This is a genomic window from Enorma phocaeensis (genome assembly GCF_900186505.1).
Lineage (GTDB): Bacteria > Actinomycetota > Coriobacteriia > Coriobacteriales > Coriobacteriaceae > Enorma > Enorma phocaeensis.
The window spans coordinates 1-15,734 of the sequence record NZ_LT891967.1; the positions used below are offsets into that span (position 1 = coordinate 1).

Consider the following 15,734-nt stretch of genomic DNA (forward strand, 5'->3'; position numbering starts at 1 on the left):
GGCAGGGGCATAAGGCCGTCCGCGGGCGCCCGATCGGCAGTCCCTCGGGACATATGTCAATCGTAGTCCGACCGTCTAAGCGGATGGCTTAAGCGATTGGGCTAACTACTTCTCAAACTGTAATGGGCTGCTTCGCGGCAAGCTCCCCTAGGCTCGATTTGACCCGCAGGTGCGCTCGTCGCGTCGGCGCGAGCGAGATGGAAAGGATTCGTACATGATCAAGCTCATTGCATCGGACATGGACGGCACGCTGCTCGATGAGAACGGCCAGGTGCCGCCTGAGACCTACGACCTCATTCGCGCGCTTCGCTCTAAAGGCGTGCACTTCGCCGCCTCTTCGGGTCGCCGCCTCGACAAGCTCTGCGAGTTCTTCGCTCCGGTTGTAGACGAGATGGATTTCGTCGCCGCCAATGGTTCTCAGGTGATGGCGTCCGGTGAGCTCATCGATCGCGAGGTCTTTTCGCACCTTGCCATCAGGCGGCTCGCTAAGACCGTCGGCATGTTCGAGCACCTGCATCTGGTCCTGTTCGACCGCACCAAGTCGTTCCTTTTGGACGATGAGGACAAGTTCGTGCGCGAGGTGGACAAGGACCTGCCCAATGCCGAGCGCATCTGGTACCTACCTACGCCGGATGTGAACATCCTTAAGGCATCGATTTTCTGCGACGATGGTCACGTGATGGATTACGCCTACGCGCTCTCGCGCGAGCTGGGCGACGAATTCGTTTTCGCGCCTTCGGGTAACGCGTGGGTGGATCCCATGCAGCGCGGCGTCTCCAAGGCGACGGGCATCGAGCAGGTCATGAACCGCTATGGGCTCAAGCCCGATGAGGTCATGGCCTTCGGTGACTCGATGAACGACTACGAGATCATCCGCTTCGTGGGGTGCGGATGCGCCATGGCCAACGCGCGTCCCGCGCTCAAGGCGGTGGCGAACCGCGTGGTGGGATGCAACCGCGATCACGCCGTCCAAGCTGAGATGCGCACGGTGCTGGAATCGTTGGGATAGCGGCTCGGTGTCAGAGCGAACCCGTATCGCTTGCTTGCCAAGATCTTGATGCTCATGTTTTCGATCAATGGATGCCGGCTGGCCATTCGTTGAAAAAATGGGTGGATCAGGTGCTCTCTATATAGAGCATATCGTAATACTTATGCAAAATAATATGAATAACTGAAGAATAATTACGATAAATAAGAAAAAAGCGCACATTTTATCGCGCTATGGGAGAAGCGCCCCATTGGAAGAGGCTTCCTTGCGGGCAAGCGAGATAGCCCGTGCGCCGAGCAGGTCCGCGTCACGCCGGTCATGTGTTGCCACGATAACGACGGTTGAGCGCTCATGCGCCGCTACGAGTGCTGCTACCTGCTTATGGGTTGCGTCGTCCAGCCCGGCGAAGGGCTCGTCGAGCAACAGGAGGTCGTGATCGGCGAGGAGCGCCCGCGCAAGGGCGATGCGTCGACGCTCGCCGCCCGAGCACGTGCCGACGGGGGAGAGCAGGTGCTCGCCTAGGCCGAGGGCGTTAAGCAGTGCGGGAGCATCGTGCCAGGCGGTGCTGTCGGCTTCGAGTGGCAGGCGTACGTTGGCAAGGATGCTTGCCTGGTCGGCGAGGCGGTCGTCTTGGAATACCATCGAGACCCTACCCGGTGCGTCTCGGTCTGCCGCATCTCCCCAAATCAAGGAGCCGGCGTCGGCGTCGCTCAAGCCCGCTGCGATGCGCAACAGTGTCGTTTTGCCTGATCCCGAGGGCGCCATGAGGCACACGGGGGTGCCGGGGTGCGCATCGAATGTGATGCCATCGAGTACGCTGAGGCCAGCAAAAGCCTTCGTGATGCCGGTGAGATGAATCGTCGAGGCGGTGCGCATCAAGTTGCGCGCGGCAACTCCGGATCCTTTGGCGCGGGCGGCGCGCTCGGTTGCTTTCGAGTGGATTGCATCAAAGGTCTTCGCATGTCCCGCAGCGCCACAGGCGATGGGCTCGAGTGCGCGGAGCGCTGCTTTCACGATGCCGGTCGTCGCCGCGCTGGCGATGACGATTGCGAGCGTGACGGCGAAGAGGCCGGGGGTATCGAAGTAGACCTTTGCATCGTAGACGGCCTCACCGAGCGAACCGGTGGGGATGCCGATGACCTCGGCAGCGACACCTGCCTTCCAAGCCATGCCGAGTGCTGTGCCGAGCGCCGTTTCCAGGTAAGGATAGAGGCGGGGCATGACGAGGAACCGCAGGCGTCGAGCTCCGTTGATCGAGAACAGCTTGGCTGCCTCATCGAGCGCGGGGTCGGCTGCTCGCAATCCTGCGAGCGTGTTCGCGTACACCAAGGGCAATACGACAAGGAAGACGACGAACACGGCTAAATTCGCGGCGCGCAGCCATACGAGAGCGAGCACCGTGATCGAAGCGACGGGCACGCTTTTCGTGAGCGCCACGAGCGGGGCGAACAGTTCCTCTGCCGTACGCCAGCGCGCCGCTCCAAGTGCAGCGGCAATTCCTATCGCAGCAGCCAGAAGATAGCCCCCTGCGATGCGGCTGAGCGTGAAAAGGACGCGCTGCCAGAATGCCGGATCGGGTGCAAGGGCGATGAGGCGCGCGGCCACATCGATGGGGCCGGGGAGCAGGAGGGGGCTTCCCCATGCTATCGATGCGATCTGCCATATCAAGAGCCATGCGATGACCGCCCACGGCGCGAGGCCAGATGCCCCTCGTGCCGCGGGCGCTCCGGTTCCCAGATGCGCGGTATTCCCCTTGCTTGACCTGCTCCTTGCCACGCCGGGCTCCGTCCCGCTTACGCCTCGTAATAGAAATCGTCCGCGGGCATCGAGCCGCCGACGGATTCCGCATCGGCGTCGAAGAGCGTCTGGAGATAGCCCTCGAGCGCGCCGCGCATGTCGGAGCCCGTCATGCAGACGATGTTGCAATAGGGGATCGCCTTTTCCGCGATAGGCGCGGCGATGATGCCTGCTGCCTCGATAAGCTGGGCTGCGGCGGCGGGATAGCTGTTCACGAAGTCGACGGAGGCAGCGTAGGCGTCGAGGAACTCGGCAACCGTGGCGGGGAACTCGTCCACGAACTCGCGACGAGCCACGGCGACGCCGGTGATGAGCTGCGAGCTCTCGCCGGTCGCCTCGGCGGTCTCGTTCCAAACCTCGGTGAGGTCGAGCGCGATCCGCGCGCCATCTACCTGCGTTAGGGCGCTTGTGGCGAAAGGCTGCGGAAGCATGCACACGATGCTCGGGTCCGCTTGGAGCGCGGAGAGGCACTCGGCATGCTCGCTCGCCCACTGGATCGTGACGTCGGTTTCAGGGTCGACGCCGTTTGCCCGCAACAGGTACTCAAGGGCGTACTGCGGGGTGGAGCCTCGCCCGGCGGAGTAGATGGTGCGACCAGCAAGGTCGCCGATCTCGTGCACGGTGTCGCCTGCTTCGACGATGTCGAGCACGCCGAGCGTGTTTACGCAAAGCACCGTGAGAGCGCCCTCGGTGCGCTGGTAGAGCGTCGCTGCAAGGTTGGCAGGCACGCAGAGCACGTCAAGGTCTCCTTGGATGAGCTGCGGGGCGAGCTCATCGGCAGATCCGGCGAGCGTGAACTCGTAGCTGTTGGCAAGGGCGTCGATGTCGGCAGGATTCGTGCCCACGGGGGAATCCTCGGCAAGCTCGGTCCCGTTCGTCTCGGCAAGGTCCTCGACCGCTCCGGTGTTGTCCATGAGGCCGACGAGCCCCATGCCGGTGGGGCCCTGGAGCGCGCCGACGCGCATGGTGGTTACCGCTGCGTTCCCGGTAGCCGCGCTTCCGGCAGAGCTCCCGGTAGCGCTGCCTGCTCCCGTGCCGCCCGCGCAGGCGGTAAGACCGAGTCCCGCGACGGCGGCGCCCGCAGCAAGCAGGCCGCGGCGCGTTACAACTGAAGTACTGAGCATGCTATCCATGACAGGTCCTATCCACGTGATGGGTAAACGCACCGCTCAGTATAGGACAATGTCCCGATTAATCCGAACAGAGAACAGTTGCGGCAACGTGCTCAAGCGCGCTACAGCGAGAACCTTGCGGTACGGGCAATCATGCGGTATGGATTAGCTGCTGTCGCAACTCATGTGGTTGTGCTCATGTGCGTGCGCGGATAACGCCGCCGGCGCCTGCGAGGGGCGATGGGCAGGCGCCGGCGTAGACATGTATCATGCAGGCGCGCCGTCCGCGGTCACGCGGTAGGGCATCGACCAGTCTGCATGGTTGGAGTGGAGCAGATGCTCGGCTTTCTCGGAGAGCGGAGCACCCAGGAAATCCTGGTAGCAGGCCTGTACTGCCGGGTTCTCATGGCTGAATCGCAGCGGGCTCTCCTCGTCGATGATGCGCAGCGTGCAGCCGCGATCGGCGGAGAGGTTGAAGCCCTCGATGATGGGCTGTCCGCCGCCGCCCACGCAGCCGCCCGGGCAGGCCATGATCTCGACGAAGTCGTAGGAAGCCTCGCCGCGCTCGATGGCTCGGCAGAGGTCGTCTGCGTTTTTGAGTCCGCTCGCCACCGCGATGCGCAGGGTCTTTCCGTCGAGGTCGAACTCGCACTCGCGCCAGCCGCGCTCCGGGCCCTCGTAACGGATCTCGCGGAAGGCATCCGCGTCGGGGTTCGTTCCGGTGACCAGGTAGTACGCTGAGCGCAGGGCGGCCTCCATGACGCCTCCGGTGACGCCGAAGATGTGCCCGGCACCTGTTGCGATGCCGAGCGGGGTGTCGAACTCCTCCTCATCGAGCAAATCGACGTTCACGAAACGAGCGCGCAGCTGGCGCGTGAGCTCGCGCACGGTGAGGGCGGCGTCGACATCGGGGCCGGTGCCGGTGGAGTCCATGCCGGGGTAGGCCGCTTCCATCTTCTTGGCGACGCACGGCATGTACGAGACGACGTAGATGCGTGCAGGGTCGATGCCGAGCAGCTGGGCATAGTAGGTCTTCGCGAGCGCGCCAAAGATCTGCTGCGGGGATTTGGTGCTGGAGAGCTTCTTGGCGAGCTTGGGATAGCGGGCCTTTACGAAGCGGACCCAGCCGGGGCAGCAGGAGGTGAACATGGGGCCCTCGACACCTTCCTTGAGGTGCTCGACGAGCTCGCTGCCCTCCTCCATGATGGTGACGTCGGCGGCGAAGTCGGTGTCGAAGACATAGTCGAAGCCGAGGCGGCGGATGGCAGCGACCATGCGCCCGGTTGTGGCGCGCTTGCCGTTGAGGTCGAGGTACTCGGCCCATGAGGCGCGCACCGCCGGGGCAACCTGCGCGATAACGATTTTATCGGGGTCGTTGATGGCGGCGAACACCTTATCGGTGTCATCGCGCTCGTGCAGGGCGCCGGTGGGGCAGTTCGCGATGCACTGGCCGCAGTAGGCGCACTCGTCCTCGGCGATGGCATCAACATGAGCGCGGCTACCGGAATCAACGAGGTCCCATACGCCGAGAGCCTGCACCTTCTGACAGGTTGAGACGCAGCGCAGGCAATTCACGCACTTCTCGGGTTCGCGGACGAGTGGGAAGCGCGCATCGATGGGCTTGGTCTCGAAGAACGTGGTGTACGGAACCTCGTGGACGTTCATGCGGTCGGCGAGCGCCTGCAGCTGGCAGGTTCCGTTGCGGAAGCACGTCGGGCAGCGACGGTCGTGTCGCGAGAGGATGAGCTGCAGGTTCGCAGCGCGGGCCCTACGCACGCGCGGTGTGTCGGTGTGGATGACCATGCCGTCTGCGACCTTGTTGTTGCAGGCGGCGACCAGGTGGTCGATGCCCTCGACCTCGACGAGGCACACGCGGCAGGCGCCGATCTCGTTGATGTCGCGCAAGTAGCACAGGGTGGGAATCTCGATGCGATGCTCGCGGGCGACCTCGAGTATGGTCGCGTTCTCGCACGCCTCGAAGGACGTGCCGTCAATCGTTATGGTTACCATGACATACGTCCTTCCTCATGCAGAATGCCGCAGCCGAAGTGGTCGCAGTTGAGGCATCTGAGCGTCTCTTGGCGAATCTCCTGTTCGGAGAGGCCGTACTCAACCAGATCGAAGTCGCGCACGCGCTCCTCGGCTGCTCGTTCGCCCAGCACGGAGCGACCGCAGGGTACGCGGTCGTCGAGACGTGGCGTGGGCAGGGTGATGTCCACGGATACGGCGTGATGGAATCCCAGATAGGTGTCGATCGAGCGGGCGGCCTTCTTGCCGTCGGCGATGGCGAGGATCACGGTCGCGGGCCCGCGCATGCAGTCGCCGCCGCTAAAGATGCCGGGGTGCTCGGGAACGGCGAGGTTCTCGTCGACGTCGAACTGCTTCCAGCTGGTGGGCAGACCCTTTTCAGCGAAGTAGTCGGACTGGATGTCTTGGCCAATGGCCACGATGACAACCTGGCATGGGTACTCATGCGGCTCGCGCTCAGCCTCGATGGGCGCTGGGCGCCCGCGCTTGACGGGGCCGATGATCTGCGGCTGCGCTTTGAGCGCGCATACATGGCCCTGTTCATCGGTAAGGATCTCGAGCGGCGCCATGAGGTCGGCGATCTCGCAGCCGTCGGCGATGGTGCCTTCGATTTCCTCGGGGAGCGCCGTCATGTCGGCGGTGCGGCGGCGATAGACTACGGTTACGCTCTTGGCACCGCAGCGCACTGCGGAGCGGGCGGCATCCATGGCGACGTTGCCGCCGCCCACCACGCAAACATCGAGGCCGGTGTAGTCGGGCGTATGCCCCAAACCGATCTCGCGCAGCATCTTCACTGCGGGTACGACGCCCTCGGCGTCCTCGCCGGGCATGCGGAGCTTCTTGTCGCCGTGGGCTCCCATGGCGATGTATACCACATCGAAATCGCGCTGAAGCTCCTCAAGGGTCACGTCCGTTCCTACGGTAACGCCGCAGCGGATCTCGACGCCGGCTGCCTCGATGGAGGCGATCTCGTCATCCAAGATGGTCTTCGGCAGACGATAGTTGGGGATGCCGTAGCGCAGCATGCCGCCGGCTTTCTCGCGCTGCTCGAAGGCGACGACCTCGTGTCCCATGCGCGCGAGGAAGTATCCGCAGGTAAGGCCGGAGGGGCCGGCGCCTACGATCGCCACGCGCTTTCCGGTGGCAGGGCCGCGGTCGCAGGAGCGCGGCGCCGCGGCATGGTCCACCGCATAGCGCTTGATGCCGCGGATGTTCACGGCGTCGTCCACCATGGTGCGCCGGCAGGTCTCCTCGCAGGGATGCTCGCACACGTAGGCGCAGGCTGAAGGGAATGGGTTGTCCTTGCGGATGAGCTCGACAGCCTCCTCATACCGGCCGGCAGCCGTAAGGGCGATGTACCCCGGGATGTCCACATGAGCCGGACAGCTCACCACGCAGGGCACGCCCTGGCTCGAGCTGCGCAGGCAGCCGCCGGTCTCGGCATGGTACTCGAAGTCGTCGCGGAAGGCCTTGATGGACATGAGCACTTGCTCGGCTGCTTGGTAGCCCACCGCGCAGTCGGAGCTCACGCGAATCTGCTCAGCGAGGTCTTCCAAGCGCTCGATGGTGCCCGCCTCTGCCGTGCCGCCGATGATCTGCTCGAGCATGTCGGTCATGGCGCCAAGCCCCACGCGGCATGGAGTGCACTTCCCGCAGCTCTGGGCATGCGCCACTCCCACGAGCGCCCGCGTCATGTCGACGGGGCAGGTGCCACGGGCGTTCGCGCCCAAGCGGCGGCTCGTGTTGGCGCACATTTCGCCGAGCGCTCCATACGAACTGTCGTTTTCAAACAGCATAACGTCCCCTCTCTTTGCATGTCGCCCCAGCAGGCGGGCTGGGGCTATGCTTGGGCACCTACTCTATCGTGCGCAGCGGGGGCGTCGTCTCAAAGCGGGCGGAAACGACCGGTGAACGGTAGGCTGCATGAAAAGACCGGTTTTGACGGGGAGCCGCCTAAGGCGGTGCATCTTGGAGGAACATCGCCTCATCGCGCGCGGTGAGGCGATGCGTGCGCGAGGCACATCGACGAGGCCGCTCTCGCGCTAGCCGTTCAGCGATTACCAGCAAGCCGCTGCAAGATGAACTCGCCCACGCCGCCTTCGTCGTTTGTAAGCGTTATCGCGTCTGCGATGGCTTTGATCTCGGCCTCGGCGTTCTCCATGGCGACGCCCGTGCCGGCTTTCTCGATCATGGAGACATCGTTGAGGTTGTCTCCGAATGAGACCGCTTCATCGAGGGGGATGCCCAGGTGATTGCAGAGCCATGCGAGCGCAGCCCCCTTGGTTGCGCGCGCGTCGGAGATCTCGAAGTTCGTGGGATAGGAGCGCACGCAGCTAACATCGGGAACGCGTTTGATTTCCGCGAGGAGGGCATCGCGGTCGGCGGGGTCGCGCCAGTAGAGCGAGACGCGCTCGATATGGTCGAGCGTGCGCAGGAGCTCTGCGGTATCGCCGTCGTACGGCGTGCGCATGGCACGCATGGAAGCGAGGAGCAGGGTATCGCTCACGAACCCATTGAAGCGATCGAAGACATCGCGGCGTGTGTAGATGCGCCCGTTGGCGAAGATGTCGAACGTCACATCGTGGCAGCGCGCGATTTCAAAAAGGTCGAGGGCTCGCTCTTGGCCAAGGTCCGCGCGGCGAAGTGCCTTGCCGGTCTTAATGTCGGTCACAACCGCGCCGTTCGTTGATATGGCGTAGCGGGTGGCGGGGTGTTCGAGGATGGATTGCAGGATGCCGGTAAGCGCGCGACCGCTGCAGGGGACGAAAGGTATACCTTCGGCTGCCAAGGTGCCGAGCGCTTCGAGGTTGCGCGCCGGGATCTGCTTGCGCGAGGTCAGGAAGGTGCCATCGAGATCCGAGAAGACGATCATCATGCCTGAAAGTCAGCTCCTGCGCTTAGAGCCTATACATGTAGGTGAAGACGTCTTCGCGCTGGATGCGCACGTCGATGCCCAAGCGATTGCCTTGCTCGGCAAGCTTTCCCTGCAGCGTGGTGAAGTCCGAAGGACAGGCGCTCATGTCGGCGATCATGGTCATCGTGAAGATATCGTCGATGATGCTCTGCGTGATCTCGCGGATGTCCACGTTCTCATCGCCGAGGACCCTGGAGATGTCCGCCACGATTCCGGGGCGGTTCTTACCCAGTACGATGATGACGATGCGGTTGGAGTTGGTATCAGCCATCGTGCGCCTTTCTCGCGGGTCGAGTCGACCGTCCTGCCATAGCAGCGATTCTATCATTCTGCCGACGGCTTCCTCCACATCTTGCAGGGGATGTCCGGCAACAAGGATTCATCCGCATCGGGCGCCGGCTCAGGTACATGGAGCTGCTTCGCGCATGCAAGCGCGTGGAGCCTTTGTGGGATGCTGCGAGTTTGACCGTCTTCGTGTGCCCTGTGTTATTCTTAGCAAGTTGTTTTGCCTTGGTCGGAAACCAAGGCGCCTATACGTTCTGGTCGGAAACCAGGACACGAGTATAAGGAGACCCTGCATGAAACCTGGAATCCATCCCGAGTACATGGAGTGCACGGTGCGTTGCTCCTGCGGCAACACCTTCGTGACCCGTGCCACCGTCCCCGAGATTCGCGTCGAGCTCTGCAACGAGTGCCATCCGTTCTACACCGGTCAGCAGAAGTTCGTCGATACCGGCGGACGCGTTCAGCGCTTCGCTGATAAGTTCGGTGGCGCCGCTCAGGCCACCCTCGAGCGCGAGGCTGCCAAGAAGGCCGAGCGCGCCAAGAAGGCCGAGGAGGAGGCCGCCCGTCGTGCCGCCGAGCGCGAGGCCAAGGCTGCCGAGAAGGCCAAGCGTGCCGCTAAGTTCGAGGCTGAGGCCGCCAAGAAGGCCGAGGAGGAGGCCGCCAAGGCTCCTGCTGAGGCCGTAGCGGAGGAGGCTCCCGCTGCCGAGGAGACCGCTGCCGAGTAGCGCGTCCAATAACGGAACGCTCGGGCCCCGTGCCGCCATTGCGGTGCGGGGCCCTTCTTTTGTATCGAGGGATGGCCGAGCTGGTGCTGCCGCCGTCCTCGTCTGCTTGGCAGCAGGGAATGTGGCCGGCATGCACGAGGTCGGCGCCCTGTGCTCCCATCGCCCGCGGGCGCTCGATGAGATAGTTCCTGCTGAGCTCGGCTTTCGGGATTCGATCGATGCGCTTTGGCGCTCTAAGCCCACAAAACTGGAAATGGCTATCCCGGCGCATCTCGATGGCTCGCATTTCATCGAGATGCGGAAAAACGGACAGAATCGGCCGCAAAAGGCCCGAAAATGGCTATCCTGCAGCATCTCGGTTGCAGAGGCAGTCGAAAGAGCTCACCGAGATGCTCTAATTTGGCTATTTCTCTCCATCTTTTGGAGCGGGCGCCTTGAGCTCGTTAGGAGCGGACACCTTGAGTTCGCGGCGCTTGCCGGTAAGGTGGTCGACCTCGACGCGCCATACGCTCACGCGCTCGATGATCCCCGGTCCGAATGCGATTGGCGCTCCAGGCGCCAGGTGCTCCATGATCTTGGTGAGTCCGTATACCTTGTCCTCGCCGTTCTCGATTGCGAAGATGCGGCCAGAGCCCATGATGCTGCGGAATGCATAGGAGTACTTGCAGGCGTAGGGCCCCTCGATGACGCCGTCCTCGCAGTCCATTTCGATCGCCACGGGCGCGCCGCCAGCGCCATTGGCACGAAACGCATCCGCCTTGCGACCCTCGCCCGCAGAGTGCAACCAAAGGGTAAGGTGCGCCACCGGCTCCTCCGCATCGCTGCACGCCGCAGGTGCGTTTGCGCTAGTTGAGCAAAACGCTTCGGTATCGTCTGCGTCCCATTCGTAGCCGAAGCTCATCGGGACGATGAACATGCCTTCTTCATCGATGACGCCGAGGCGCACGGTCTGGCATGCTTCCACGATGGCTTTCAGCTCGCCTTCATCGGTGACCTTGCGCTTCTCGTTCCTCATCTGCCTCATGATGATCCTTTCTAAGGGGGTGCTGGAATGATTGCGATACTCGGGTGGTTGCTCTCAAGTCGGGACGGTTTCCTTCACGTTTCCTTCAAGTATATGCGTGCGATCGCGAGGTCGCGCACGGTTTCTGCGCGTATGTGCGCGCTATGCGCGAATCCGTGCATGGTTTCTACGTGCGAACGCCCAACCTGCCGTCGATGGCGCGGCAAAACGGCTAGAGTTAAGCAGTCTGAGTATGCCCATCGGAGGGGCGGCCATCTGGCTTTGGCGCGCAGCAGGCGCGTTGCGGAGGCCGAACCCTCTTGCATTGCAGAAGGGTCATCGTATGGGACTGTTCTCAAAACTTCTTTCCGTCGGCGCCGATAAGGAGCTCAAGCGCTATCAGAAGACCGTCCAGCGCATCAATGAGCTCGAGCCAACGTACGAGAAGATGGACGATTCCGAGCTTGCACGGCAGACGGAGCTTTTCCGCGAGCGCTACGAGGCGGGGGAGACGCTCGACGAGCTTCTTCCCGAGGCTTTCGCCGTCGTGCGCGAGGCATCCAAGCGCACGACGGGGCTGCGCCATTTCGACGTGCAGCTCATCGGCGGCATGGCGCTCCATGAGGGTCAGATCGCCGAGATGAAGACCGGTGAAGGCAAGACGCTCGTCTCCACCCTCGCCGGCTACCTCAATGCCATCCCTGGCACGGGCGTGCACATCGTTACCGTGAACGATTACCTCGCTAAGCGCGACTCCGAGTGGATGGGCCGGATCTACCGCTTCCTGGGTATGAAGGTCGGTCTGCTGCAGAACGGCATGCGCCTCGATGCCAAGCGCCCCGCCTATGCTGCTGACGTCACCTACGGCACCAACTCCGAGTTCGGCTTCGACTACCTGCGCGACAACATGGTCGTCCGCCCCGAGCAGCGCGTCCAGCGAGGGCACGTCTACGCCATCGTGGACGAGGTCGACTCGATTCTCATCGATGAGGCCCGTACGCCGCTTATCATCTCCGGCCAGGGCACCAAGTCGGCGAGCACCTACAAGGATTTCGCCCGCGCCGTGCGCGGCCTCAAGCGCGCCCCCGAGGTCGTGCGCGACCCGCTCTCGCCTGAGCCTGCGCCGGAGCCCGACGGCGACTTCGTGATGGACGAGGCCAAGCACACGATCGCAGCTACCGAGCGCGGTCTGAAAAAGATCGAGCAGCGTCTCGGCATCGACGACATCTATGCCGACCTGTCCGGCTCCCTCGTCAACCATCTGCAGCAAGCCCTCAAGGCGCAGTACATGTTCCATCGCGACAAGCAGTACGTGGTCACCGGTGGCGAGGTCAAGATCGTCGACGAGTTCACCGGCCGCATCATGGAGGGCAGGCGCTATTCAGAAGGCTTGCACCAGGCCATCGAGGCCAAGGAAGGCGTGCTCGTGCGCGAGGAGAACCAGACGCTCGCCACCATCACGCTGCAGAACTACTTCCGCCTCTACGACAAGCTCTCGGGCATGACAGGTACCGCCCTTACAGAGGATGCCGAGTTCCGCCAGATCTACAACCTGCCGGTTCAGGTCATACCGTCCAACAAGCCGGTTATCCGCATTGACCATGATGACCTGGTCTATCGCACCATCGAGTCGAAGTACCGCGCCGTTGCCGACGAGGTCGAGCAGCGTCATGCCACCGGCCAGCCGGTCCTGGTGGGCACCGTTTCCATCGAGAGCTCGGAGAAGCTCTCGCGCCTGCTCGATAAACGCGGCATCAAGCACGAGGTCCTGAACGCCAAGTATCATGAGCGCGAGGCGCATATCGTTGCGCAGGCGGGTCGTCTGGGCGCGGTGACCATCGCGACGAACATGGCCGGCCGTGGTACGGACATCTTGCTCGGCGGTAATCCTGACGAGCTCGCCCACGAGATGGTCGACGCACTTGGCCTCGATCCGGAGTCCGAGGACTACGAGGAGCGCTATGCTCAAGAGCTTGAGCGCGCGCTCGTCGAGGCCAAGGAGATTTGCGCCAAGGAGCATGAACAGGTCGTCGAAGCCGGCGGCCTTGTGGTCATCGGCACCGAGCGGCACGAGAGCCGCCGTATCGACAACCAGCTGCGCGGCCGTTCCGGCCGTCAGGGCGATCCGGGCGAGACCCAGTTCTACCTCTCGCTTGAGGACGACCTCATGCGCCTGTTTGGTGACGGCAAGATGGAGCGCATCTCGGGGCTCATGCGAGATGCCGACATGGATGATCTGCCGCTCCAGCACAAGTGGATATCGAAGGCCGTCGAAAGCGCCCAGCGCAAGGTTGAAAGCATCAACTTCTCCATGCGCAAGAACGTGCTCGAGTACGACGACGTCATGAACACCCAGCGCAAGGAGATCTACGCCGAGCGCAACAAGGTCTTGGACGGCAAGGACCTCACCGAGCACATCGACACGGTAATCACCGATACGGTCGAGCGCTGCGTGGCCGAGTTCTGCCCCAAGGGCTCCCATGCCGACGAGCGCGATCTCGAGGGGCTCCATAAGTGGATCGTAGAGCTTACCGGCGACCGGGAGGCTCCCGAATTCGAGGATGCGCCCTATGACGAGCTCGTCGAGCGCGTTCACGGCTATGTGACCGAGCGCTACGACGAGAAGGCCGAGCGTCTGGGCGAGGAGCTCATGCGCGACCTCAACACCCAGGTCATGCTCCGCGTCATCGATACGCGCTGGATGAGCTATCTGCAGGAGATGGACTATCTCAAGCAGGGCATTGGCCTTCGAGGTTTCGGTCAGCGCGACCCGCTCACCGAGTACAAGGCAGAGGCGCACCATGCGTTCCAGATTCTCGTCGACACCATGTACGAGGATTACCTGCGCACGGTGCTGCGCATCGAGGTCAAGCAGGCTCCGCGCGTGACGCAGCGCACCGAAGACGACGCTCCGCTGCGTGGTGCCCACTTCTCCGGTCCCTCCGAGGTTGACGGCGATGCCGGCTCCTCCACGTTCCGTCGCGAGGCGGCCGCGCAAGCAGCCAACGCCGCGGGTCGTGCACCCGCGCCCGCCCAAGGCAAGGTCAAGACCTACGTCAAGGCCGAGAGCGGCGACCCGTTTGCCAACGTGGGCCGCAACGACCCCTGCCCGTGTGGCAGTGGCAAGAAGTTCAAGAACTGTCATGGCAGGAACCGCTAATGGCCGATTTCAGCGACATCACGCCCGAAGTGCTCGACAAGCTCGCTGATCGTCTAGGTGAGGTGGAGTCCTATCTCCACCTTGATGAGAAGCGCGGGCGAATCATAGAGCTCGAGCGCCAAAGCGCCCAGCCGGGTTTCTGGGATGACGCAGACCGAGCCCGGGCCACCATGGCAGATCTCTCGGCGGCGAAAGATGACGTCGATGCATTTGAGCGAGCTCAGAGGCAGTTGGCAGATGCGCGCGCAGCGCTCGAACTTGCTACCGAGATGGACGATCCGGACGAGACTTCCGAGTTCCTCTCAGAGGCCTCTTCGACCGTAGCCGCTCTCAAGCAGGGAATCGACCAGATGGAGCTCTCCAGCTGGTTTACGGGGGAATTCGATCACGGCGACGCCATCGTGACGATCAAGCCCGGTCAGGGCGGGCTTGAGGCCCAGGACTGGACCTTCATGCTGTTCAAAATGTACATGAAGTACTGTGAGCGCCGCGGCTGGAAGGTGACGGTGAACGATTGCCCTGCGGCAGAGGTTATCGGCATCGACCGCGCGACCTTCACCGTCGAGGGCAAGGACGCCTTCGGCATGCTCCGCGCCGAGGCCGGCGTCCATCGCCTTGTGCGCATCAGCCCCACGGACCTCAAGAAGCGCCGTCAGACGACCTTCGCCGGCGTCGAGGTCATCCCGGTGCTGCCCGATGATATCGAGATCGAGATCGCACCGGATGACATCCGGGTGGACGTCTACCATGCTAGCGGTCCGGGCGGTCAGGGCGTGAACACCACCGACTCCGCCGTCCGTGTGACGCACTTGCCTACGGGTATCGTCGTTACCTGCCAAAATGAACGCAGTCAGATCCAGAACAAGGCGGCGTGCATGCAGATTCTCAAGGCGCGCCTGTTCGAGCTCGAGCTCCAGAAGCGCGAGGAGGCCTTGGATGAGATCCGCGGCCCCAAAACCGATATCGGCTTTGGCAATCAGATTCGCAGCTATGTTCTCTATCCGTATCAGATGGTCAAGGACCTGCGCACGGGTGTGGAAACGGGCAACGTCGACGCGGTGCTCGAGGACGGTGACCTCGATCAGTTCATCATCGGCTATCATCGCTGGGCGACCGGCAACGCCGAGACGACCGCGGAGTAGAGTGGATGAGCGGGCGCTTCCGATTAGGACAACGCCCGCTCGCTGCTATTCCAGCGCAAGGAAGCCGGGAATATCGCTTGTTTTCGCGAACTGGGTAGTCGTGCCATCTTCCTCGACAAGATACAGCGCACCGTCGGTCCCGTTTGGTGTCGAATAGGATAGGTGGGCGATTCCCAAACGTTTTCCATCGACTGTTGTGAGCACGAAGATGTTCGGGTCTCCCAATGGACGGAAATGGCCTTCCAGCACCGTACCGTCATATTCCACGAGCTGCCATTCACGAAGCGTTTCGGTAGATGGCCCTTCGCGCTCGCGTTCAATCATCGACAAGCTGACATGTTGCGTCCCAACCGATTGATATGAGCCAACGATGCTGAACCCATTGAGCGCGCCATTCTGCATATGGCGGTACAGGATGCTGTAGTTTGCAAGGTAAAGATTGAGGCATAAGCTACAGACGATCAAAAGAGCTGCCCACATTGGTTTTTTTCGCTGAAGCATGATATCGCTAAACGCGCCGCTTGTTCAGTTCAACGCTATAGAAAACGCTTCACGTGGGACAAGGATGCTTGAACAGCCC

At 62.6% G+C, this 15,734-nt stretch carries 12 protein-coding genes; 4 read left to right on the top strand and 8 right to left on the bottom strand.

Features of this window, described 5'->3' with window-relative positions; genetic code table 11:
* Positions 1 to 214 precede the first annotated feature (214 nt).
* Positions 215 to 1,009 (top strand): Cof-type HAD-IIB family hydrolase, encoded by a 795-nt coding sequence (locus tag C1717_RS00065; RefSeq protein WP_102371184.1) that lies wholly within the window; start codon positions 215 to 217, stop codon positions 1,007 to 1,009.
* A 210-nt stretch (positions 1,010 to 1,219) separates the two neighbouring features.
* Here C1717_RS00065 and C1717_RS00070 read toward each other — a convergent pair whose 3' ends face one another.
* The 6 genes from C1717_RS00070 to C1717_RS00095 all read right to left on the bottom strand — a co-directional run bounded on the left by C1717_RS00070 (position 1,220) and on the right by C1717_RS00095 (position 9,110).
* On the bottom strand, positions 1,220 to 2,764 hold the full coding sequence (locus C1717_RS00070) for an ATP-binding cassette domain-containing protein (protein ID WP_245859316.1): 1,545 nt from the start codon (positions 2,762 to 2,764) through the stop codon (positions 1,220 to 1,222).
* Between the two features lie 17 nt (positions 2,765 to 2,781).
* Entirely contained in the window at positions 2,782 to 3,918 is a 1,137-nt protein-coding gene (locus C1717_RS00075) for an ABC transporter substrate-binding protein (protein WP_245859317.1), read from the bottom strand.
* 246 nt (positions 3,919 to 4,164) lie between these two features.
* Entirely contained in the window at positions 4,165 to 5,907 is a 1,743-nt protein-coding gene (locus tag C1717_RS00080) for a [FeFe] hydrogenase, group A (RefSeq protein ID WP_102371186.1), read from the bottom strand.
* Entirely contained in the window at positions 5,901 to 7,721 is a 1,821-nt protein-coding gene (locus C1717_RS00085; protein WP_102371188.1) for an NAD(P)-binding protein, read from the bottom strand. The genes C1717_RS00080 and C1717_RS00085 overlap by 7 nt, the downstream gene beginning before the upstream one ends.
* 254 nt (positions 7,722 to 7,975) lie before the next feature.
* The gene (locus C1717_RS00090) at positions 7,976 to 8,800 is read right to left on the bottom strand and encodes a Cof-type HAD-IIB family hydrolase (RefSeq protein ID WP_245859318.1); all 825 of its coding nucleotides are present in this window, start codon (positions 8,798 to 8,800) and stop codon (positions 7,976 to 7,978) included.
* A 22-nt stretch (positions 8,801 to 8,822) separates the two neighbouring features.
* Positions 8,823 to 9,110, bottom strand: a complete 288-nt coding sequence (locus C1717_RS00095; RefSeq protein ID WP_102371283.1) for an ACT domain-containing protein — start codon at positions 9,108 to 9,110, stop codon at positions 8,823 to 8,825.
* A gap of 307 nt (positions 9,111 to 9,417) precedes the next feature.
* Here C1717_RS00095 and rpmE point away from each other — a divergent pair, with 307 nt between their 5' ends.
* Positions 9,418 to 9,849, top strand: coding sequence for a 50S ribosomal protein L31 (rpmE, locus tag C1717_RS00100; protein WP_102371190.1), 432 nt, complete (start codon positions 9,418 to 9,420; stop codon positions 9,847 to 9,849).
* Between the two features lie 403 nt (positions 9,850 to 10,252).
* Here the strand turns inward: rpmE and C1717_RS00105 are convergent, their stop codons facing one another.
* Positions 10,253 to 10,873, bottom strand: coding sequence for a pyridoxamine 5'-phosphate oxidase family protein (locus C1717_RS00105; protein WP_102371192.1), 621 nt, complete (start codon positions 10,871 to 10,873; stop codon positions 10,253 to 10,255).
* A 322-nt stretch (positions 10,874 to 11,195) separates the two neighbouring features.
* Between C1717_RS00105 and secA the strand changes: the two genes are divergently transcribed.
* Both secA and prfB read left to right on the top strand, forming a co-directional pair.
* The gene (secA, locus tag C1717_RS00110) at positions 11,196 to 14,012 is read left to right on the top strand and encodes a preprotein translocase subunit SecA (RefSeq protein ID WP_102371193.1); all 2,817 of its coding nucleotides are present in this window, start codon (positions 11,196 to 11,198) and stop codon (positions 14,010 to 14,012) included.
* Positions 14,012 to 15,154 carry a peptide chain release factor 2 gene (gene prfB, locus C1717_RS00115; RefSeq protein WP_102371195.1) on the top strand — a complete coding sequence of 381 codons (1,143 nt, stop codon included), beginning with the start codon at positions 14,012 to 14,014 and terminating at the stop codon, positions 15,152 to 15,154. The genes secA and prfB overlap by 1 nt, the downstream gene beginning before the upstream one ends.
* A 45-nt stretch (positions 15,155 to 15,199) precedes the next feature.
* Here the strand turns inward: prfB and C1717_RS00120 are convergent, their stop codons facing one another.
* Positions 15,200 to 15,634, bottom strand: a complete 435-nt coding sequence (locus C1717_RS00120) for a hypothetical protein (protein WP_102371196.1) — start codon at positions 15,632 to 15,634, stop codon at positions 15,200 to 15,202.
* Between the last annotated feature and the right edge of the window lie 100 nt (positions 15,635 to 15,734).

What these genes read in the sequence shown, in the direction of transcription:
- C1717_RS00075 (WP_245859317.1), bottom strand. Translation starts at nt 3,918, where the DNA reads ATGGATAGCATGCTCAGTACTTCAGTTGTAACGCGCCGCGGCCTGCTT.
- C1717_RS00090 (WP_245859318.1), bottom strand. Translation starts at nt 8,800, where the DNA reads ATGATGATCGTCTTCTCGGATCTCGATGGCACCTTCCTGACCTCGCGC.
- C1717_RS00105 (WP_102371192.1), bottom strand. Translation starts at nt 10,873, where the DNA reads ATGAGGCAGATGAGGAACGAGAAGCGCAAGGTCACCGATGAAGGCGAG.
- C1717_RS00085 (WP_102371188.1), bottom strand. Translation starts at nt 7,721, where the DNA reads ATGCTGTTTGAAAACGACAGTTCGTATGGAGCGCTCGGCGAAATGTGC.
- C1717_RS00120 (WP_102371196.1), bottom strand. Translation starts at nt 15,634, where the DNA reads ATGTGGGCAGCTCTTTTGATCGTCTGTAGCTTATGCCTCAATCTTTAC.
- secA (WP_102371193.1), top strand. Translation starts at nt 11,196, where the DNA reads ATGGGACTGTTCTCAAAACTTCTTTCCGTCGGCGCCGATAAGGAGCTC.
- C1717_RS00065 (WP_102371184.1), top strand. Translation starts at nt 215, where the DNA reads ATGATCAAGCTCATTGCATCGGACATGGACGGCACGCTGCTCGATGAG.
- C1717_RS00095 (WP_102371283.1), bottom strand. Translation starts at nt 9,110, where the DNA reads ATGGCTGATACCAACTCCAACCGCATCGTCATCATCGTACTGGGTAAG.
- prfB (WP_102371195.1), top strand. Translation starts at nt 14,012, where the DNA reads ATGGCCGATTTCAGCGACATCACGCCCGAAGTGCTCGACAAGCTCGCT.
- C1717_RS00080 (WP_102371186.1), bottom strand. Translation starts at nt 5,907, where the DNA reads ATGGTAACCATAACGATTGACGGCACGTCCTTCGAGGCGTGCGAGAAC.
- rpmE (WP_102371190.1), top strand. Translation starts at nt 9,418, where the DNA reads ATGAAACCTGGAATCCATCCCGAGTACATGGAGTGCACGGTGCGTTGC.